We start from the raw sequence: 20,333 nt of genomic DNA on the forward strand, positions 1-20,333 counted from the left end.
TTATCTAACATAAATGAAATACTTTTATCTCAAAATAGAGTATTTACTTACATTAAATATTCCGTTTTGTAATCCTTTAACCAAACTTAAATACCACATTATTATGGAAAGAAAATTACCAAAAAGCATGGCGTCAGCCGTTGTTATTCTTACATTTTCGGTTGCAGGATTTGCCCAAAATACAGACAAGCGGGTAAGTCAGAAGAGTGTATCAGAAAATGGACAACCAAGTTTAATCACTTTTAGTGATAAGTCTACTTACAAAGAAACAGACTACAACATTGTTTTTAAAGAACAATTGGGTTTAAAAGACAATCAGTCTTTTGCCAAGATCAGGACAGAATCTGATAAAGAAGGTTTTACACACGAAAAATTTCAATTGTATGAACAGGGCATTAAAGTAGAATTTGCCAATTATACATTACATTCCAGACAAGGAAAATTAGTTTCTATGAACGGAGAATTTTATGCTCTTGAGAATGTTAAAACAGCCCCAAAACTATCCAGTCAGGCTGCTTTTGCTAAAGCAATTGCTTACACAGGAGCAAAACAGTATTTATGGGAAACCCCTGAAGATGCTGCTGCAATGGATTATGAAAAACCAAACGGCGAATTGGTTTTATTGCCCGATATGCAAGAACAGGGAGAAAACAGAAAATCCGATAAAGTGCGATTGGCCTATAAATTTGATATTTATGCCACCAATCCGTTGAGCAGAGGTGATCTTTATATCGATGCCCAAACCGGAGAAGCCTTGTTTTATAATGCCACTATAAAACATGTCGGAGAAAATAGCCACGGAAGATTAATCCCGGCTACAGCTAAAAATGAAGAGAGTAGCACAACTTCAAAAATCGCAATCGTTGCGGCAAACGCAGCAACACGTTATAGCGGCACCCAGACGATTCAGACAAGTTTAAGCGGATCTTCCTATATTTTATCTGATGTAACACGTGGAAATGGAATTCAAACGTATAATTCTGCGAGAACAGCCACTTATCCAACAACCAATTTTACAGACGCAGATAACAACTGGACAGCTGCTGAATATAACAACACTAATAAAGACAATGGTGCGTTAGACGCGCATTGGGGTGCTGAAATGACTTATGATTACTGGTCGGCTGTACACGGAAGAAACAGTTATGATAATGCAGGAGCAAAAATCAAAAGCTATGTGCATTATAATTTAGTAGCGGCAGGATATCCAAACAATAATAACGCATTCTGGAACGGAAGTGTTATGACTTACGGTGACGGAACCGGAACGGGAGGATTTGATATCTTAACCGCAATGGATGTTGCCGGACACGAAATAGGTCACGCCGTTTGTACCTATACTGCAAATCTGGCGTATCAAAAAGAATCGGGAGCGATGAATGAGGCCTTCTCTGATATTTGGGGAGCTTGTATTGAATATCGTGCAGCGCCAACAAAATCGACCTGGCTGGTTGGTGAAGATATTGAAAGAAGAAGTGGCCATCTGGCTTTACGCTCTATGAGTGACCCAAACTCCGAAGGACAACCGGATACTTACGGAGGAACATATTGGGTAAACGTAAATTGTACGCCAACCAGTAGTAATGATCAATGTGGTGTTCATACCAATTCAGGAGTGTTGAATCACTGGTTTTATATTTTATCTGTTGGTAAATCGGGGACAAATGATATTGGAAGCGTATATAACGTAACGGGTATCACGATTGATAAGGCAGCAAAAATTGCGTATCGTTTAGAAAGCGTCTATTTAACAGCAAATTCGACTTATGCCAATGCCAGAACTTCAGGAATACAATCTGCAATAGATTTGTATGGGGCCGGTTCTGCTGAAGTTATTGCTACAACCAATGCTTTTTATGCAGTGGGTGTCGGAGCGGCTTATGTGGGATCGACTGATACTGTGGCTCCATCGGCACCAACTGCTCTTGCTGCTTCGGGAACTACAGGTACAACAACCAATTTAGCATGGACAGCTTCGACAGATAATGTGGCCGTTACAGGATATAATATTTATCAGGGCACAACATTAAAAGGCTCGTCTACAACTACAAGTTATACTGTAACTGGTTTAACAGCTCTGACAGCTTATACTTTTACTGTAAAAGCTAAAGATGCTGCCGGAAACCTTTCAGCTGCCAGTAATGCCGTAAATGTTACGACCACTGCGGCTACGGTGGCTTATTGTACTTCTCAGGGCAATAGCGCCGCAGACGAAAGAATTGGTAAAGTGGTATTGGGAACCATCAATAATACATCAACCGGAACAACGGGCTATGAAAATTATACTGCTATTTCTACCAACGCAACAAGAGGAACGGCGTATACGATAACCATTACTCCAAGTTGGACTTCTTCTGTTTATAGTGAAGGATATGCTGTTTTTATAGATTACAACCAGGATGGTGATTTTGCAGATTCCGGTGAAACTGTTTTTACAAAAGCAACATCAACCGCAACTACTGCAACAGGAACAATTACAATTCCGGCAACGGCAACTCTTGGTACCACAAGACTTAGGATTTCTATGAAATACAACGGAACTCCAACTTCCTGTGAGGCATTCTCTTACGGACAAGTTGAAGATTATTCAATTAACATAACGGCTTCAGGAGCAATTGCTAACGAAGAAATCGCAGGATTAGTTGAAACGACCGAAACGTCAGGTTTTGCCTTATATCCAAATCCGGTTGCAGAGGAACTGAATGTTTCTTTTGCAAACAATACAGGATATACCTTTAGAATCGTAAATACATTGGGACAACAAATAAGTACGGGAGAATTTTCCGGAAATCCTATCAATGTAAGCGCTTTAAATACTGGAATTTATATCATTGAACTGAATAAAGGCGATAAGAGAATCGTTAAGAAATTCGCGAAGAAATAAACTCCATTTGAATTAGTAAAACGAAAAGCCTCGCAATTTGCGAGGCTTTTTTATGAGGTTTTTTTAAAGTTATGATCCCGCAAAGCAGCAGAGGCATAAAGAGAATTTTTTTAATATGATATTTAAAACTGTGGGACTTTGCCGGATTAAAAAAGCAGTAAAATTTGCGGTTAAATGACTTACAAGGTAAAACTCATACGGCCAAAGTAATAAGCTCCGGTTGTTCCCATTTGTACCGGTGCATATTTAAATACGCCATAGTAGCTGTTTTCGTAAATTTGTCTGTCCGGAAAAATATCAAATAAGTTGTTTGCCCCTAAAGCAACCTGAATTTTTGGAGTGATCTTGTATGCAACAGTCAAATCTGTAACCACTTTTCCGTTGTGTTTCTGAATTCCTCCAAAAGGAAATCCATCACGAATTACTTCTCCAAAATAGGTATTTCTCAACAAGAAATTCCATTTGGTTAAATTATAATTAATAGCAAAAGTACCTTTGTGTTTGGGAGTATTGGTTTCGATCAGACTTCTTTCCTGAGGCCCGTAATATACATCTTCCTGACCTGCAAATAAAGCAGGAATAGTATTCAATTGATCATCAACCTTGTTGTCATTGTAATTGTATAATAATGAAAGATTCATTTTCCCCGGGCCAACATTTAGATCATAATCAATTACAACATCAAGCCCGTTGGTTGTAGTGTTGATCGCATTTGTAAAAAAACGCCCGGTTTGCACGCCGTATTGGGCAAACAAATCACGAAGCGCGGGAACAGGATCTCCGTATGCATCATTTCCTAAGTTTCCGGTTAAGATAATTCTGTTGTCAATTCTAATATGGTAGTAATCGGCTGTAATGTGTAATTTTTTTGTTGGAGAAAAAACAACTCCAAAACTGTAGTTTCTGGACGTTTCTTCTTTTAATTTCGGAATGCCAAGTTGTCTGGCTACATCACTGTCATTTCTAAAAATTCCCGAATTCAGGATTTGTCCGTCCACAACATCTGTTGCAATGTTGTTGAAGTATTGTTGGTGCAATGAAGGTGCCCTAAACCCGGAACTAATTGCTCCACGAACAAAAAGGTTATCCAGAATCTTGTATCTAGCAGATAATTTTCCGTTAATGGTATTTCCAAAATCGGTAAAATCCTCGTAACGGCCAGCAATTCCAATCAATAATTTATCTGTAACATCAGCTTCAACATCGGCATAAACACCAACACTATTTCTATTTTCGTTTACTGCATTCAAAGGCGAAAATCCAGGAAACGATTGTGCTCCGCCATCGACATAAGAAGCTTCTTCGCCCGGAACAATTTTGTATTTTTCAAAACGATATTCACCTCCAAAAGCAACATTCAAACCATTAAAAATATCGTTATACAATCTTGTAATATCTGCATTTACAGTATTTTGAAGGAAAGAATGATTTCCTGCCTTAAAATCAGTGGGGCTATTATCGCCTAATGAAACGTTATTGGTATTCGAAACCTCGTAAACAAATTTATTCTCTCCAATCGTATTGCTCAGGTCCAGTTTCCAGTCTCCAAATTTAAATTTAAAACCAACCGAAGAAGAAAGATCTGTTACGACAGAATTTAATTCAGGCTGAAATCCGAAAGGAAAAATAGAGGCGACGACATTCTCAGTTTCGCTTGGTAAACGTCTGAAACCATAACCAGTTCCTTCTCTGTGACTTACTCCGCCAGAGGCATAAAACTCGATCTGGTCGTTTAGCGGAATCGATGCATTAAAGAATCCCTGAAGATTTTGAATCCGGGCATCACCAATCTGAAAATTAAAATCATCACGTTTTAATCCGTTTTGAGCCAATAAATTATCATCAATCTGACGGGATTGAGCAGGATTATCAGCAAAATCATAGGCAAAGAAATTACCTTCAGCCGACTGATCAAAAATAATCAGGTTATTGTTTTGAGAACGATTTGTTTTTTCACGGTTATTAAATTCAGCCGAAAGATTGATAAAACCGCCTTTGTTGCCAATTTTTGCTCCATAATTTAAGTTCACGTTTGTAGTTTGCCCATCATTTCTTGACGTTGAACCATACGTTGCATTTACTTCTAAACCTGCGTTGTCTTTTAAAACCAAATTGATTACACCCGCAATCGCATCAGAACCGTATTGAGCGGCTGCCCCATCACGCAAAACTTCAATTCGTTTAATTGCCGAAGCCGGAATAGCACTTAAATCTGTACCCACAGAACCGTTTCCAACGGTATTTTGATAATTTACTAATGAAGAAGTGTGCCTTCTTTTTCCATTAATCAGGACCAAAACCTGATCAGGTCCCAAACCTCTCAATGAAGCCGGGTCGATATGCTCTGTACCATCTGCAGAAGATTGACGGTTTGAATTAAAAGACGGAATCAAATACGTTAAGATGTCGTTTGTAGTAGTCTGCGGAGTAGTATTTCTGATTTTTGCCAGATTTACAACATCAACAGGAACAGCAGTTTCTAATTTGCTTTTGTTGGGATTTCTGCTCCCTACAACTACAATTTCATCCAGACTGTTGTTCTCCGCAATAAGCTGAATGTCTACAAAGTGATCTTTTGCAACCACTTCTTTCTTTTGATAACCAAATAATGAAACAATAAGTGTTGGGTTATCTATAGATGAGTTTATTGTAAATTTCCCTAAAGCATCACTTGAAGCATTAATTTGAGTTCCTTTAACCAGAATAGTAGCAAATTCTATTGGGTTTCCGTTTTCACCTGTAATTGTTCCTTTTATCTCGCGGCTTTGTGCAAAAGACAAAGTACCCGATAAAGTAAGAATTGCAGTTATGGCGATTTTTAGTTTTTTTCTCATGGATAAGTTTGGTTTGTATAGGATGTAATAAATATTCAAAAAACATAAAAGCCTAGTATTTACATAGGCTAATGAATAAAATGCAAATGTAATTGTAAAAAACTAAAATTGATTTATAAAATGCTATTATTTCTTAGTTAGTCGTGCCAATTTTTAAGTTTAATGAAATATCTTTGCTGAAAATTTAAAAATAGAAAAAATGAAATTACGAATATTACTTTTTTTGTGTGCGATTGCATTTAATGGTTTTGCACAAAATAATGTATTAGTTTTTCAATCAGATTTTGGTTTGAAAGATGGGGCAGTATCTGCTATGAAAGGGGTTGCAATGGGAGTTTCGACCGATATTAAAATATTTGATTTAACGCACGAAATTCCGGCCTTTAATATTTGGGAAGCAGCTTATCGTTTGTCGCAAACCGCACAATATTATCCTGCAGGAACTGTGTTTGTATCCGTTTGTGACCCGGGTGTTGGTACTTCTAGACATTCAGTTGTTTTATTGACAAAATCAGGTCATTATTTTGTAACTCCTGATAACGGAACTTTAACTTTAATCGCTGAACAATTAGGGATTCAGGAAATTCGTGAAATTGATGAGGTAAAAAACCGTCGCCAGAATTCAAACGAGTCTTATACTTTTCACGGTCGTGATGTATATGCCTTTACCGGAGCTCGTCTGGCTTCTAAAACCATAACTTTTGAAGAAGTTGGACCAAAATTACCAAATGAAGTGGTAAAAATCGATTATCAAAAACCGGTTTTTGAAAAAGGAAGGATCAAAGGCGGAATTCCGATTTTAGATATTCAGTATGGAAATGTATGGACGAATATTGATAAAAAAACATTCGCTAATTTAGGTTTGAAAGCAGGAGATCTCGTTAGCATTCAAATTTTTAACGGAACAAAAATAGCATACGAAGGAAAATTGAAGCTGGTAAATACTTTTGGAGAAGTTACTGTAGGAACAGATGTTTGTTATTTTAATAGTCTTCTGAATTTTTCACTGGCGGTAAACCAGGGCAGTTTTTCAGAAAAGCATAAAATTTACAGCGGTGCTCATTGGAGTATCCTGCTTAGTAAATAATGCAGCATCTTATCGTTACAATTAGATTTTCGATTTTGTGTAGAAACAAAAAAGCATTCACCTCGAGATGAATGCTTTTTTTTATGATTAATTAGCAGGTTCTTATAAATTAAAAGAGGCTCCTAAGCTAAAAGTGGCCTGATTGTTTAAATGATCGAATACATCATTGTTATTGCTATATTTAGCGATTGGGAAACCAATTTCGGTGAAAACACCAAATCCATCAGTAAAAAAGTAACGACCTCCTACGTGTCCTCCAAAATTGTGTAAACCTAAACTTAAACCAGGATAAACATCTAATTGTTTTACTCCTATTACGCTGCTTAAATTAGCATTAATTCTCGCTTTAGCATCAAAACGCTCGCTAAAATCCGGTTTGTAATCATTGTAAAGAGTTGTACCACTGTGGTAGAAACCATTATAATTATCTACGCCTAATAAATAATTAGCAACAAATCCGAAAGAGAAATTTTCTCCTAAACCAAAGTCTACAGAACCCTGAATTCCTGAACCACCATCTTGCAAGTTAGCACCAACGTTTACTTTCACATCTCCTTTTCCTGTAAAAGCCTGTTGTGCGTGAGTAAAGCCAAATGATACTAAAAACAAAAATGTAATAACCTTTTTCATAAACTTAAATATTAATTATAATTGGATTGCAAATTTAGTTTTTTAGATATTAATTCCTGCCTTTTTCATCAGAATACAATTCATTTAAAGGATCGCTTTGCCAGAATTCCTTGGTATTGATATTCATAATGGTCAACGGTCCCTTAAAAGCAGCACCGGTATCCACATTCCATACACAGGCTTTATTCACGGGAACTGTTTGCCCAATTCGGGTAACGGGAGTATGTCCAATATAAATTTCTTTGTATATCGTAAAACGTTTAGGATAGAATAAATCATCTGGTTTTAAGTTGGGGTCCAATGCAAGTGCAGATTCCCAAAGTGTTCTGTCCCAATAAAATAATTTAGGGAAATATTCCCAGACTACACCATTGAGATTCGTAAAACCGGCATGAACAAAAAGGCGGTTTTCATCATCAAGATAATAATCCTGAAGCGATTCAAAAAAAGCAATATGTTCTTTTTTTCTCTCGGCAGAAAGTTTAGAATAGCCTTCAACTGTTGCTTTTCCGCCATGTTTGTACCACATTTCCTCATCAAAATCTTCATGTCGGTTTTCAAGCCAGTCCAGGGTTAACTGATCGTGGTTTCCTCTAATGCAAATACAGTTTTGTTGGACCTTTAGGTCAATTAAATAATCTATTACTTCTGCTGAGTGGCTCCAGCCATCAACATAATCGCCTAAAAATATAAGAGTATCTTGGGGAGTAACTTCTGCTTTTTTAAGCACTTGTTCAAGAGCGAGTAATCCGCCGTGTATGTCGCCTATAACAAATGTTCGCATTTTAATTTTTTTCATGTAGTAGTACAAAAATAAAGAAAATGATTTGTTTGAGATCAATAAGTTGAGAATCTTTGTCGAAATGTTAAATCAGGTTTCGTAGCAGATTGGCGGAACAAAAGTGAAAAGGGAATATAAAAACCAAATAAAACAACCATGAAAAAAAGCCAACCATTTTCTTTTTCCTACTGGCACCAGGAGTATATTCTCAACAACTTACTTATAAAAGCGGCGGAAAGGTTTACAATTCTGAAAACAAAAAAAATGCCCCTTCAGAAGTTCGAAATTTATTAGCCAGCAATACAGAAGCTTTGGCACTTTACAATGCGGGAAGAAGTAAAAAAACGTGGGGGAATGTTTTATTTTATGGCGGTTTAGGACTTGTCGCCACAAACCTGATCGTCGCAATGAATACCGATAATATTACATCTGCTTCAGGAACGGTATCTTACAACAATGGCTCTGGTTCAAACCCGGTTGCAGGTTATGCATCGGCACAATCAAAACCAGCAAATATGACAGCCGCCATTATTGGAGGAGCTTTTATACTTGCCTCGATACCTGTAAAAATTGGTTATCTAAAAAAGGTTAGATCTGCGGCTAAAAAATATAATGGTAGTGTAGCAGATACTGACCAACCGGCAACCACCACTACTTTAATAGCAGGTTCAAACCAAATAGGGGTTAGAATCGAATTTTAAATCATTTTATATTACCAAGATATCCAAAAGCTATAGTTTTTAAACTGTAGCTTTTTTTATGATTATTTTGATCTCATATTCATGCTTTACTGTTTAAATTTGTAGCATGTCTGAAACGCCGGTATATCGAAAAATTATCCATATTGATATGGATGCTTTTTATGCTTCGGTAGAGCAAATGGATAATCCTGCTTTACGCGGAAAAGCTGTGGCAGTTGGTGGTTCAGAGAACAGGGGAGTAGTTTCGGCAGCAAGTTATGAAGCACGAAAGTTTGGTGTTCGAAGTGCTATAAGTGGTGTTTTGGCTAAAAAATATTGTCCCGAAATTATTTTTGTACGTCCGAGGTTTGATCGCTATAAAGAGATTTCGGGCAAGATTCATAAAATCTTTTATGAATACACAGATTTGGTTGAGCCACTTTCGCTTGACGAAGCCTATCTTGATGTAACTCAAAATAAAAAAGGAAACCCAAGTGCCAGTTTATTGGCAGAGGAAATTAGGATGAGAATCTTTAATGAAGTTGGACTTACAGCTTCTGCGGGCATTTCGATCAATAAATTTGTAGCAAAAATTGCCAGTGACTACAATAAACCAAACGGACAAAAAACAGTAAATCCTGATGAAGTTTTAGCTTTTTTGGAAGAATTGCCCATTCGGAAGTTTTACGGCGTTGGAAAAGTGACCACAGAAAAAATGTATCAATTGGGTATTTTTACGGGAACGGATCTTAAAAGTAAATCGGTAGAGTTTTTAGAGAAACATTTTGGGAAATCGGGAGCTTTTTATTACAATGTGGTTCGCGGAATTCATAATAGTGAAGTCAAATCTCATCGTATTACCAAATCAGTAGCGGCAGAGCATACTTTTGATGTCAACTTGTCTTCTGAAATTTTTATGTTAGAGCAGTTGGATAAAATAGCAACTTCCTTAGAAAAACGATTAAAGAAATATAACATCTCAGGCAAAACAGTGACACTTAAAATAAAATACAGTGACTTTACCCAACAAACAAGGAGTAAGACATTGCCCTATTTTATTTCGGATAAAAGCCTGATCCTCGAAACAGTAGAAGAATTATTGTATCAGGAAAAAATGAAAGATTCTGTCCGGTTACTCGGAATCTCACTGAACAATTTAAATACAGAAGAAAAAAAGGCCGTTGTGGTACAATTAAAATTTAGTTTCTAATTTTACTAAACTATGGTTAAATCACAATCTTTTTGTTTTTATGAAGAATTTTCTTTCTACCTTTGAGAAAAGAGTAGAGTACCATTCAATCATTAGCAATGAAAACTAATAAATCTGACGAGATTTCTAACCGTAATTCAGTTCCAATTTTAGCTTGGGATTTTCATTGTGAATATTTACGAGAATTAAAAGCAGTATTAACGGATTTAAAGAAAGTCAATAAAATTTCGACCCAGTTTAAGTGGAATGAAGAAAACCTGGCAATTGAGGAACGACTAAAAAATGAAGCTGTTCTGGTTACAGATGCAGATTTAAAAATAGTTTTCGCTTCTAACGGAATCAAAAAAATGACAGGATACGGCGAAGAGGAAATTCTGGGAAAAACACCAAAAATATTTCAGGGACCCGCAACTTCTAAAACGGTGCTGAAAGAAATCAGAGAAGCCATTAAATTGCAAAAACCTTTTGAAAAAACAATTGAAAATTACAGAAAAGACGGCCGGACTTATAAATGTAAAATCAAGAGTTCCCCTGTTTTTAATGTAAAAGGGCAATTGACACATTTTATAGCCTTTGAAAGAGATTTAAGTGCTTGATAAATGTTTATACGCACAGCAAGCTAAAGTTTATATAAAAAATTAAAAATTTTTAAGGAGTACAGGTTCCTCACAAAGTTTTACAGCATAAAAAAAACCGCTTTAAGCGGTTTTTTTATTAAGACTTAGTATCTCAGAAACTGAGTGACTTATCGCTAAAAGCTATAAATTTTCAAAGAAATCATTTCCTTTATCATCAGTAATGATAAAAGCCGGGAAATCTTTCACGGTAATTTTACGAACCGCTTCCATTCCTAATTCTTCAAAATCAACGACTTCAACTTTCAGGATATTGTCCTGTGCTAAAATTGCTGCAGGTCCGCCAATAGATCCTAAATAGAATCCGCCATATTTCCTGCAGGCATCTGTAACTTGTTTGGTACGGTTTCCTTTGGCTAACATGATCATGCTGCCGCCATGTTTTTGAAATTCATCAACATAAACATCCATACGTCCTGCAGTAGTTGGTCCAAAACTTCCTGAAGCCATTCCTTCCGGAGTTTTTGCCGGTCCGGCGTAATAAACAGGATGATTTTTAAAGTATTCCGGCATTGGTTTTCCTGCTTCAAGCATTTCCATGATTTTAGCATGTGCAATATCACGGGCAACAATTACGGTTCCGTTTAGTTTTAAACGTGTTTTAATTGGGTATTGTGATAATTTTGCCAGCATATCAGCCATTGGCTGGTTTAGGTCAATTTCGACCGGCGCTTCTAAATGTGGTGCTGTTTCCGGTAAAAACTGTTTAGGGTTGACCTCTAATTGCTCAACAAAGATTCCGTCTTTTGTAATTTTTCCTTTGATATTTCTATCAGCGGAACAAGAAACCCCTAATCCAACCGGACATGAAGCTGCGTGACGCGGCAAACGAATGACACGAACATCATGTGTAAAATATTTACCGCCAAACTGAGCGCCAATAGCACTTTCCTGGCAAATTTGCTGTACTTTTTGTTCCCATTCAATATCACGAAAAGCCTGACCAGACATGTTTCCTGAAGTTGGCAAGTGATCATAGTATCCGGCCGATGCTTTTTTTACAGCACTTAGATTCGCTTCGGCAGAAGTTCCTCCAATTACTAAAGCAAGGTGATAAGGAGGACAAGCCGAAGTTCCTAAATCCTTTATTTTTGCACGAACGAAAGCATCCATAGATTTTTCATTCAATAAAGATTTCGTTTGCTGGTACAAGTAGGTTTTATTAGCAGATCCGCCACCTTTTGCCATAAATAAAAACTCGTAAGAGGTTCCTTTTTTAGCATAAATATCAATTTGTGCCGGAAGATTCGATCCTGAATTTTTTTCTTCAAACATCGAAATCGGAACAATCTGCGAATAACGTAAATTACGTTTTTGGTACGTATTAAAAATTCCCCTGCTCAGCCATTCGGCATCATCAACACCTGTAAAGATGCTTTCGCCTTTTTTGGCCATCACAATTGCTGTTCCGGTATCCTGGCAGCTTGGCAACTGACCTTCGGCAGCTACAGAAGCATTTTGTAGTAAATTATAAGCCACAAAACGATCGTTATCTGTAGCTTCAGGATCGTCAAGGATTTTTCTTAATTTTTGTAAATGCGTTGTTCTTAACATGAACGAAACATCTGTTAAGGCTTCCTCGGCCAATAATTCTAAACCTTTTGGATCAACGGTCAAAACTTCACGTTCTCCAAATTGTTCTACTTTTACAAAATCAGAAGTAATTTTGCGGTACTGTGTATCATCCTTTAAAATAGGATAAGGGTCTTGGTATATAAAATCAATCATTGCTTTGTTTTTGACAAAGTTAGAAATTATTTACCTAAGAAAGAATTTGAATAAGAACTGTTTTTTAGGTGTTTGTTACTCTTTATGAAAATCATCAAAACTCATTTTCTTTTCGAAATAAGGCTTGTCTTCTGCAGAAAGTAATTGCTTTTTCCAATGATTTCCGCTTCTGCGAAAGACAATTGAGTCTGAGTATGTAACAGTTCCCATATTCTCATCATTATCATCAGGTCCAAACGCAACTGTTTTGCAATAGAACGATTCAGGATTGCTTTCATCAGGATTTCCGAATTCAACCCAACTTCCCCAACCGCTGTCAGACAAGGTATACCAATCATGAACAAGCTGTAAGTCACTGTTTTTTAAATAATACAGGTAGTTGTTATGCGTATAACCACACGCAGGATATCCAAAACTAATTTGAAAAAAAGGAGAGCCTTTGGCGCTTTGTTTGCCCAATCCGTAAATAACATTCCATTCAGATCCTTTTTGAATTCCCTTAATGGTAATTTCTGTATCGGCAGTTTTGATTTTATTAAAATAAAAATCAAGTCGGTATTTTCCCGTTACTACACTGTCCTTATCCATTTTTTGATCTAACAGATTCGCCAAAATATAATTCTCCTTTGATGTTGCTCCATCAGTTGTATAATCATAAACGGTATCTGTTTTTGATAAGTTTTCTTTATTGACAATAGCTTTAGGCTTGTTTTCTGAAATTGTTTTATGTGCCTGAGTTTGAGAAACCGGTTTTGGTTTCTGGCAACCAATTAGAATAAATAAAATAAAAAGAGCTTGTAATTTCATGATTTATAAAATGTATAACCTATTGTTTTTAACTAATTTTAACGTATCAATGTGTGAGATGTGTTTTTCCTAAAAAAACCAAGTCGCCACAAAAATCGCCGTGATAACACAAATAAGATCTACCAAAAGCATTGTTCCCAAAGCGTAACGGGTATTTTTAATATTAACAGAACCAAAGTAAACCGCAATTACATAAAAAGTACTTTCGGCACTGCATTGAAAAATGCTGCTTAGTCTTGCTGTTAAAGAATCTGCTCCGAAAGTATTCATCGAATCAATTAAAAATCCTCGGGATCCTGCAGAACTAAAAGGACGAAGCATTGCCACAGGCAGTGCATTTGTGATTTCCTTATTTACGCCCATGTTTGAGAAAATAAAAGCAATTCCATCGCTGATAATTTCGAATAAACCGCTGTTTCTGAATAAAGAGATCGCGACTAACATTCCCAATACATAAGGAAAAATAGTAACTCCCGTTTTGACCCCATTATTGGCGCCCACTACAAAAGTTTCAAAAACGGTTGTATTTGCCTCAGTAAATTTCTTTTCATAGATAAATGAAAAAATCAATGTAAAGGCAATAATAGCTAGTAATATTAATCCCGAAAGGTTAGAAGTGAAGTAGTTTTTTCCAATTAAATCCAAATGATTTACGTACATCAGCAGACCAACAATGGCGGCAATTAATCCCATTAAGACAATAAGAAGGGAAGCGCTTTTGAAATTGATTTTTTGTTTGATTCCCACAATTAAAAAAGCCGCAATCGTACCAATGAAGGACGTAATGATACAAGGCAGCATAACATCGGCCGGATTGCTTGCGTTGGCAGCTGCTCTGTATCCAATAATAGAAGTTGCAATTAAGGTTAGGCCTGAAGCGTGAAGGCACATAAACATGATTTGAGCATCACTCGCTTTGTCTTTGTCGGGATTTATTTCCTGTAAGCTTTCCATGGCTTTAAGACCAAATGGAGTTGCAGCCGAATCTAATCCCAGGAAATTGGCAGCAAAATTTAAAGTCATGTAGGATATGGAAGGATGGTTTTTAGGAATACTAGGAAACACCTTTACAAATACAGGGCTCAAGGCTTTGGCTAATTTTCCCGATGCTCCTGAAATGATTAAAAGTTCCATTAATCCACAGAAAAAAGCCAGGTAAGCCATAAGTGGCAGAATTAAATCCAGTAAAGTCGTTTTACAGGTTGGCAATAAACCATCTGATTTTTGAATACCGCTGAAAATTTTTACGGTTTTATTTTTGTAAACGTAAGTCGTATCAGAATTCAGTGTGTCACGATTGACAATCAGCGTTTGATTGGGCGCTTTTTTTATACTGTCTTTGATAAAAGCCGGAAGTTGTTCGATATACTTTTCAGAAACTAAAACAGGATCATCTTTCTTTCCATTCAATATAGAATCAATAGTATAAGTGTTGGCAGTAAATAAACTGACTACAATAAAGAAAATTGAAGAAATAAAAATAACTAACCAAAATCTGCTTAATACCATAATACTATTTTTTTGTAAATGTAATTATTTAGAGATAAAATGCATAAAGATTTTATCAAGGAAACAAGAAGTAATACTAAGAAAGTATACTGTTTTAGTAAAAATTCGAATTATTCGATAACTATTTTGGTTTCAAGATAGTTTTCAAAAGCTTTAATGCCTTCCAATAGAATTTCTTTTTCTGATGCTCTGGTTTCTGTAAAGAATTGTGTTTCAATTTTGACGTGATCCTTTTTGATAGTTTTTTTCCAGGTTCCGATGACTTTACTGTTTTCAAGAATAATGGGTTTAAAAATGCCATTATTGGTAAATGCTTTTGATTGATGTTCTAAAAGAATAGAAGCTTCGCGCGATTTATAAGAAATTAAAATCTCATCAAAAGCGGCAAGAAAATGAATGCTTTCGCGAAGGTTTACTTCGTTACTATATTCATTTCCAAACCAATAAGTCTGATTTTCAATTTCAACTGAATTGAGTTGCAACTCAATTGCATTAATAGCCGGTTTACAGGTAGTTGGCGAAAAACCAGACCACCACGAAAAGTCAAGAAGTGTAGCAGGGCCGTGGCTTTCGAAGTAGCGTTTAGCTAATTTTGCAAGAGCTTCTTCTTTGGCCAACTCTGTTTTGGGTTTTGCAACTCTTTCTTCCAGTAAAGCATACGTAATTTGTTTACCCTTCATTTTTCCATTACAAACCAAGCCATCTAATTCTGCATTCATCATTATGGCGGCACTTAAAAAATCTTCACTTGATGTTTTTTTAATGTTGAGTTCCATCATGATTTCATCACGCGTTAAATAATTATTTCCGGCGAGTAATTTTTCGATTGCAGCATTTAGTTTGTCCAGTTTTTTAGCATCTAAGCCATATTTTTTGGCAGCAGAAGCAGTAAATCGTTTCACTTGTGGTGCTGAAAGATCCAACATCCAATAAATGTCATCTGCAGCAACAAAATGCCAGGTTGGCCTTAGAATATGTGTACGGATAATTTTCGCCGAATTAACAGCTTCTTCAATGGCTGCCTCGGTAGCATCGCATCTTGAACCAACTGCCCATTTCGCCATGGCATAATCCTGCGCCTGCATAGCACCTAAATGGTGTACAATTTCTTGTGGAGAGTTTGGTCTAGCTTCAAGAAGTTTTTGAGCGACAAGTCGGTGATGTGAAATTTCCTGATGTGTCATTATCTAAAGCATTAAGTTTAAACTTTGAACCTTTGTGCCTTTGCACCTTTGTACCTCCAAAAAAAACTAAACATGAATAATTTCATCATCAATCAATAGATCTTCACGGCGCAAACGCAGGAAAATCTGGGCTACAGCAATGGTATCTTTTTCACAGTAGGTCACAATCCGATCAATATCTTTTTCTACATAAAATACATGGGCTACCTGACTTCCGTCGATATCGCCTTTTGGAGAAGGAACCCCCAAAATTTTAGTCAGCAATTTTAATGATGTAAAGTGCTTATAATCGCCAAACTTCCATAATTCCAGCGTATCCAGATGTGGGATTTCCCAAGGTTTTTTGCCAAATAAATTCAGTTTGTCCGGAATCGCAATCTGGTTGATGATCATTCTTCTCGCAATAAAAGGAATATCAAATTCTTTGGCGTTATGTCCGCACAAAAGATGCTGGGGCTGATTATAATGATTATTCAATAAATTGTTGAAATCTTTCAAAATCTTTTTCTCATCACCAAAGAACGAAGTCACCCTAAAGTTTCGAATATCTCCTTTGATGGTAAAATAGCCAACCGAAATACAAACAATTTTTCCGAACTCGGCCCAAATTCCGGCGCGATCGTAAAATTCCTCAGGTGTAAAATCGTCTTTTCGCTGGTATTGTGTTTTATGATCCCAGAGGGTTTGCATTTCGGTATCAAGGGAATTAAAATTTTCTTCCTCCGGAACAGTTTCTATATCCAGGAAAAGGATATTGTTAAGGTTTATTTTTTCAATCATGGTTTAGACGTCTTAGATTATTGGACTTCTTAGATTTTTTAAGCTTTCAAATATTTACAAAGAATAAATTATAGGTAATTGCTTACTTTTAAATTTTATAAAACTATGATTTTAATTCGTAAAATGGGTGAAATTCGTGGCGAACTTTTTATTTTTTCAAAACAAACTCTGCTGTGTAGTTGGATTTTCGTGTTCGAGGAGCCATTTCTTGCGGGACAAACCTCCGGCGTAACCGGTTAAGGATCCATTTGTACCAATAACGCGATGACAGGGAACCACAATCCATAGCGGGTTTTTACCATTGGCTGATGCAACGGCGCGAATTGCCTTGATATCACCCAGTTTTTTGGTTTGATCCATATAACTAATGGTTTTTCCGTATGGAATTTCTAAGAGGGATTTCCATACTTTTTGTTGAAATTCTGTGCCTTTTGGGTTTAGTTTGAAATCGAAACCGGTTCTTTTTTTGTCGAAGTATTCCCGAAGTTGCGAAACGGCTTCTTTTAAAACTTCCGGAATTGCTGTAGAAACTTCATTGGTACCAACATCCGAAACGGAAATTACAGCAATGCCATCTTCATCTCCAACGATTTTGGTGATTCCCAGAGGTGAATTGATATAAGCTGTTTCCATAGATTTTGATTTAACCGCAAAGGCGCAAAGGTTTACGCAAAGTTCGCAAAGTTTTTGTTTTAAACCATGTAAGATATAGGTTTTAAAACAGTTTAATGATTTTCCGGCTTAAAGTGATAATTTAAATTAGTTTCAATTTTCTCACTTGAGATAATCTTTTTAATATTTGATTTCTCAGTGTTAAACTTCGGTAAAACCAGATTTTGCTCTTTTGCTTTTTGAGTATAATATTCCTCTCTTGTGGGGTGAAAAGGAGCAACGGCATTGAAAACGTCATTCCATTTTGATTGTTTGATGATTTCTTCGATGATACCAATGCAATCGTTTTGATGAATTAAGTTTACCGGTGCATCAGGGTTTTCGAGGTTTTCTTTTCCTGCCAGAAATTTTACCGGATGGCGATCTTCGCTAATTAATCCGCCAAAACGTAAAATTGTGGTTTCGAAGTTTTGATTTTTTTGTAAAAAGGCTTCGGCTAAAAGCAATTGTTTACCACTTTCGGTTTCCGGATTCGGAATCGTTTCTTCTGTAATAATGCCGTTTTCATCTCCATAAACAGAAGTTGAACTTACAAAAAGAACTTTTTTTACCGTTGATTTTTCTATATATGGAATTAACTTCTGCATCTTCTCCACAAAAATCTTTTGTGATGGATTGGATGAATCAGAATTGTTTCCTCGCAATTTTGGTGGAATATCAATGATTAGGATTTCACTATTTTTCAGAAAATCATTTATACTTTCAGAGATACTATCGCTTTCAAGTGCTACCAAAAACGGATTTATTCCGGCATTTTCTAATAGTGAAAGTTTATTTTCAGAAGTTGTAGATCCGTTTACCGAATGTCCTTTTTCGATTAGCTTTTTGGCTAAAGGAAATCCTAGCCAGCCACAGCCTAATATGCTTATTTGTGTCATTTTTTGAGGTTCAAAGAAGTAGAGGTTCAAAGGTACAAAGGGAAAGTTAGACTTAATGCAACTTTTTCTTTGCGTTTTCGCGACTTGCGGGATTTAATTATTGCAAATCTAATGTAAACCGAACTTTATCTTTTCCTTTTCCACCAATTCTATGGTAGAATTTTATAGCTCTTTGGTTAAATTCGGGCGTTTGCCATTGTATGTTGATGCAATTTTTCTCCGTTCCTATTTCTTTTAGTTTGTCGATTAGGATCTCACCAATTCCAAAACTTCTGGCTTCTTCTTCCAAAAACAAACAATCCATGTAGATAAAAGTTGCTGCATCCCAGGTCGAAAAATCAAAAGTATAGGAAACATAGCCTACAATTGTTTCTTTTGTAGCCACTACTAAACAGAATAATTGGGGTTGTTGGCTAAACAAAGCTTCCTTGAGTTTTGCTTCTTTTCCCTCCGGAGCATAATTGGCTTTTTCGTATTCAGCGTGTTTCCCGCATAAAACAACCAGTTTTGGTAAGTCGGTTATTTCGCAATTTCTTATTGAATATTCCATTGCAGGTTGATTTCGTTTTGTAAAAAAGTGATAAAATGATAAAAGTAATCCGGATATTGCTCGTTTTCGCGAATGGCGATAAAGTGTTTTCTTTTCAGTCCATTCTTTCCAATTTTAACGGCCTTGATTGGATTGTTTTTCAAATGTGGTAACAAAGCCCATTTTGCCATAGACATTACACCCATATCGGCTTTCACCATTTCCAGAGAAGCTTCGGTCAATGGGAGAGGGGTGACTTTCTTTGGGGTTATTTTGGCTGGGGCCAAAAGAAACTGATGTATGGTAACCGTTTCCATCGGAAGGGAATGAATCAATAAGTGTTCGTTGATAAAATCTTCGGCAACAACGTATTTTTTATTTGCCCAGGCGTGATTTTCAGAAACAGCCATCACTACTTCGTCCTGAAAAAGCTCAATATATTTGATTGTATTGTCTTTGATCTGATCGCTGATGATGGCAATATCAATGGTATTTTCTAATAGTTTTTGTAACGGAATATGAGTCGCTTCGGTTACAATTTTCAATTCGACATTAGGATATAAGAGATGAAATTGTTTTAAAACCGGTGGCAGCCAGTGGTAACTCGAAAAACATTCGGTACTAATTCTTATTTCGCCGTGTTCGCCATATACCATTTGTTTAATTTGAGACTCGGTTTGTGCAAGTTTATCCAGGATTTCATTGGCCAGTTCGTAGATTTTTTCACCGGCTTTAGTCAAAACCAGTTTTTTGTTTGTTCTTAGAAAAACAGGAGTTCCCAATTGATATTCGGCTTCTTTGAGCTGGTGGCTCAGGGCAGATTGCGTCAAATGCAATTTATCAATCGCTTTGGTGATGCTTCCTTCTTCAACAATTGCTTTTATTAATCGTAAATGACGTATCTCCATTTTTTGGGAATTAGAAATACAAAGTAACAACATTTTAGTATGGCTTTTCCATGAAAAAAAGTAATCAGGTTGATGAATTCTTTTCGTTTTTATGGCCAATGATGTTGTATTACTTTTGAAAAAGCAAAACACTAAAACCAGAATTAAAATGGAAGAACAAATTAAACACTACGAAAATAAACTGGCCTTCGAAATGGATCCTTCTGATTTGTTTGATGCCTTAAACAGCGGAGAAAAGGTGATCGCAATTGATGCCCGAAAAGCATTTGGTTATGAAGCAGAACATATCCCAACGGCTATTAATATTCCGCATCGCGAAATGACGGTTGAAAGTACCAAACATTTAGATAAAGAGACTTTGTATGTTACCTATTGCGATGGAATTGGATGTAATGCGTCGACAAAAGGCGCACTAAATATGACAAAACTTGGCTTTAAAGTAAAAGAATTAATGGGCGGAATCGAATGGTGGAAGTTTGACGGCTACGCAACCGAAGGTACAAACGGAGTAAAAGCAGGATTGAAAATAGAATGTGCCTGTTAAAAAAAAAGGGCAGACTTTCTTTTGGAAGTTTGCCCTGATTCTTAGTCTTTAAA

At 36.4% G+C, this 20,333-nt stretch carries 18 protein-coding genes; 6 read left to right on the forward strand and 12 right to left on the reverse strand.

Annotated elements, in window-relative coordinates:
• Window positions 1-103 precede the first annotated feature (103 nt).
• Window positions 104-2,884 (forward strand): M4 family metallopeptidase, encoded by a 2,781-nt coding sequence (locus tag ACHRWY_RS10800; RefSeq protein WP_395354477.1) that lies wholly within the window; start codon window positions 104-106, stop codon window positions 2,882-2,884.
• Window positions 2,885-3,063: 179 nt separating this feature from the next.
• On the opposite strand, the gene ACHRWY_RS10805 is transcribed toward ACHRWY_RS10800, so the two are convergent.
• Window positions 3,064-5,718, reverse strand: a complete 2,655-nt coding sequence (locus ACHRWY_RS10805; RefSeq protein WP_395354478.1) for a TonB-dependent receptor domain-containing protein — start codon at window positions 5,716-5,718, stop codon at window positions 3,064-3,066.
• Between the two features lie 199 nt (window positions 5,719-5,917).
• On the opposite strand from ACHRWY_RS10805, the gene ACHRWY_RS10810 reads away from it, so the two are divergent.
• A complete protein-coding gene (locus ACHRWY_RS10810) occupies window positions 5,918-6,805 on the forward strand; it encodes an S-adenosyl-l-methionine hydroxide adenosyltransferase family protein (RefSeq protein WP_395354479.1) in 888 nt (295 codons plus the stop codon).
• A 102-nt stretch (window positions 6,806-6,907) separates the two neighbouring features.
• Here ACHRWY_RS10810 and ACHRWY_RS10815 read toward each other — a convergent pair whose 3' ends face one another.
• Together ACHRWY_RS10815 and ACHRWY_RS10820 are read right to left on the reverse strand one after the other, a co-directional pair.
• Window positions 6,908-7,435 (reverse strand): DUF6646 family protein, encoded by a 528-nt coding sequence (locus ACHRWY_RS10815; protein WP_395354481.1) that lies wholly within the window; start codon window positions 7,433-7,435, stop codon window positions 6,908-6,910.
• Between the two features lie 49 nt (window positions 7,436-7,484).
• Entirely contained in the window at window positions 7,485-8,219 is a 735-nt protein-coding gene (locus ACHRWY_RS10820) for a metallophosphoesterase family protein (RefSeq protein ID WP_395354483.1), read from the reverse strand.
• Between the two features lie 308 nt (window positions 8,220-8,527).
• Between ACHRWY_RS10820 and ACHRWY_RS10825 the strand changes: the two genes are divergently transcribed.
• From ACHRWY_RS10825 to ACHRWY_RS10835, 3 genes are all read left to right on the forward strand, one after another.
• Window positions 8,528-8,917, forward strand: a complete 390-nt coding sequence (locus ACHRWY_RS10825) for a hypothetical protein (RefSeq protein ID WP_395354484.1) — start codon at window positions 8,528-8,530, stop codon at window positions 8,915-8,917.
• Window positions 8,918-9,023: 106 nt separating this feature from the next.
• Complete coding sequence (gene dinB, locus ACHRWY_RS10830) at window positions 9,024-10,106, forward strand: DNA polymerase IV (RefSeq protein WP_395354486.1); 1,083 nt, start codon at window positions 9,024-9,026, stop codon at window positions 10,104-10,106.
• Between the two features lie 98 nt (window positions 10,107-10,204).
• Window positions 10,205-10,702, forward strand: coding sequence for a PAS domain-containing protein (locus tag ACHRWY_RS10835; protein WP_395354488.1), 498 nt, complete (start codon window positions 10,205-10,207; stop codon window positions 10,700-10,702).
• Window positions 10,703-10,864: 162 nt separating this feature from the next.
• Here ACHRWY_RS10835 and ACHRWY_RS10840 read toward each other — a convergent pair whose 3' ends face one another.
• The 9 genes from ACHRWY_RS10840 to ACHRWY_RS10880 form a co-directional block, all read right to left on the reverse strand.
• Window positions 10,865-12,469 carry a fumarate hydratase gene (locus ACHRWY_RS10840; protein ID WP_395354489.1) on the reverse strand — a complete coding sequence of 535 codons (1,605 nt, stop codon included), beginning with the start codon at window positions 12,467-12,469 and terminating at the stop codon, window positions 10,865-10,867.
• Between the two features lie 75 nt (window positions 12,470-12,544).
• Entirely contained in the window at window positions 12,545-13,276 is a 732-nt protein-coding gene (locus ACHRWY_RS10845; RefSeq protein ID WP_395354491.1) for a hypothetical protein, read from the reverse strand.
• Between the two features lie 69 nt (window positions 13,277-13,345).
• Entirely contained in the window at window positions 13,346-14,785 is a 1,440-nt protein-coding gene (locus tag ACHRWY_RS10850; RefSeq protein ID WP_395354493.1) for a nucleoside recognition domain-containing protein, read from the reverse strand.
• Window positions 14,786-14,895: 110 nt separating this feature from the next.
• Window positions 14,896-15,969, reverse strand: a complete 1,074-nt coding sequence (locus ACHRWY_RS10855) for a winged helix DNA-binding domain-containing protein (protein WP_395354495.1) — start codon at window positions 15,967-15,969, stop codon at window positions 14,896-14,898.
• Between the two features lie 66 nt (window positions 15,970-16,035).
• Window positions 16,036-16,749: a 3'-5' exonuclease gene (locus tag ACHRWY_RS10860; protein WP_395354496.1), complete on the reverse strand. Its 714-nt coding sequence runs from the start codon at window positions 16,747-16,749 to the stop codon at window positions 16,036-16,038.
• A 156-nt stretch (window positions 16,750-16,905) separates the two neighbouring features.
• A complete protein-coding gene (locus ACHRWY_RS10865) occupies window positions 16,906-17,382 on the reverse strand; it encodes a methylated-DNA--[protein]-cysteine S-methyltransferase (RefSeq protein WP_395354498.1) in 477 nt (158 codons plus the stop codon).
• Between the two features lie 92 nt (window positions 17,383-17,474).
• Window positions 17,475-18,299 carry an SDR family oxidoreductase gene (locus ACHRWY_RS10870; RefSeq protein WP_395354500.1) on the reverse strand — a complete coding sequence of 275 codons (825 nt, stop codon included), beginning with the start codon at window positions 18,297-18,299 and terminating at the stop codon, window positions 17,475-17,477.
• A 97-nt stretch (window positions 18,300-18,396) separates the two neighbouring features.
• Window positions 18,397-18,849, reverse strand: a complete 453-nt coding sequence (locus tag ACHRWY_RS10875; protein WP_395354502.1) for a GNAT family N-acetyltransferase — start codon at window positions 18,847-18,849, stop codon at window positions 18,397-18,399.
• Window positions 18,834-19,736 (reverse strand): LysR family transcriptional regulator, encoded by a 903-nt coding sequence (locus ACHRWY_RS10880; RefSeq protein ID WP_395354503.1) that lies wholly within the window; start codon window positions 19,734-19,736, stop codon window positions 18,834-18,836. The genes ACHRWY_RS10875 and ACHRWY_RS10880 overlap by 16 nt, the downstream gene beginning before the upstream one ends.
• 148 nt (window positions 19,737-19,884) lie before the next feature.
• On the opposite strand from ACHRWY_RS10880, the gene ACHRWY_RS10885 reads away from it, so the two are divergent.
• The gene (locus ACHRWY_RS10885) at window positions 19,885-20,280 is read left to right on the forward strand and encodes a rhodanese-like domain-containing protein (RefSeq protein WP_395354505.1); all 396 of its coding nucleotides are present in this window, start codon (window positions 19,885-19,887) and stop codon (window positions 20,278-20,280) included.
• The last annotated feature ends 53 nt before the right edge of the window (window positions 20,281-20,333 follow it).

The organism is Flavobacterium sp. FlaQc-48 (assembly GCF_044007335.1).
GTDB lineage: Bacteria > Bacteroidota > Bacteroidia > Flavobacteriales > Flavobacteriaceae > Flavobacterium.

Excerpts from the sequence above, each read along its gene's own strand:
- ACHRWY_RS10800 (WP_395354477.1), top strand. The coding sequence starts at position 104 with ATGGAAAGAAAATTACCAAAAAGCATGGCGTCAGCCGTTGTTATTCTT.
- ACHRWY_RS10805 (WP_395354478.1), bottom strand. The coding sequence starts at position 5,718 with ATGAGAAAAAAACTAAAAATCGCCATAACTGCAATTCTTACTTTATCG.
- ACHRWY_RS10810 (WP_395354479.1), top strand. The coding sequence starts at position 5,918 with ATGAAATTACGAATATTACTTTTTTTGTGTGCGATTGCATTTAATGGT.
- ACHRWY_RS10815 (WP_395354481.1), bottom strand. The coding sequence starts at position 7,435 with ATGAAAAAGGTTATTACATTTTTGTTTTTAGTATCATTTGGCTTTACT.
- ACHRWY_RS10820 (WP_395354483.1), bottom strand. The coding sequence starts at position 8,219 with ATGCGAACATTTGTTATAGGCGACATACACGGCGGATTACTCGCTCTT.
- dinB (WP_395354486.1), top strand. The coding sequence starts at position 9,024 with ATGTCTGAAACGCCGGTATATCGAAAAATTATCCATATTGATATGGAT.
- ACHRWY_RS10835 (WP_395354488.1), top strand. The coding sequence starts at position 10,205 with ATGAAAACTAATAAATCTGACGAGATTTCTAACCGTAATTCAGTTCCA.
- ACHRWY_RS10840 (WP_395354489.1), bottom strand. The coding sequence starts at position 12,469 with ATGATTGATTTTATATACCAAGACCCTTATCCTATTTTAAAGGATGAT.
- ACHRWY_RS10845 (WP_395354491.1), bottom strand. The coding sequence starts at position 13,276 with ATGAAATTACAAGCTCTTTTTATTTTATTTATTCTAATTGGTTGCCAG.
- ACHRWY_RS10850 (WP_395354493.1), bottom strand. The coding sequence starts at position 14,785 with ATGGTATTAAGCAGATTTTGGTTAGTTATTTTTATTTCTTCAATTTTC.
- ACHRWY_RS10855 (WP_395354495.1), bottom strand. The coding sequence starts at position 15,969 with ATGACACATCAGGAAATTTCACATCACCGACTTGTCGCTCAAAAACTT.
- ACHRWY_RS10860 (WP_395354496.1), bottom strand. The coding sequence starts at position 16,749 with ATGATTGAAAAAATAAACCTTAACAATATCCTTTTCCTGGATATAGAA.
- ACHRWY_RS10865 (WP_395354498.1), bottom strand. The coding sequence starts at position 17,382 with ATGGAAACAGCTTATATCAATTCACCTCTGGGAATCACCAAAATCGTT.
- ACHRWY_RS10870 (WP_395354500.1), bottom strand. The coding sequence starts at position 18,299 with ATGACACAAATAAGCATATTAGGCTGTGGCTGGCTAGGATTTCCTTTA.
- ACHRWY_RS10875 (WP_395354502.1), bottom strand. The coding sequence starts at position 18,849 with ATGGAATATTCAATAAGAAATTGCGAAATAACCGACTTACCAAAACTG.
- ACHRWY_RS10880 (WP_395354503.1), bottom strand. The coding sequence starts at position 19,736 with ATGGAGATACGTCATTTACGATTAATAAAAGCAATTGTTGAAGAAGGA.
- ACHRWY_RS10885 (WP_395354505.1), top strand. The coding sequence starts at position 19,885 with ATGGAAGAACAAATTAAACACTACGAAAATAAACTGGCCTTCGAAATG.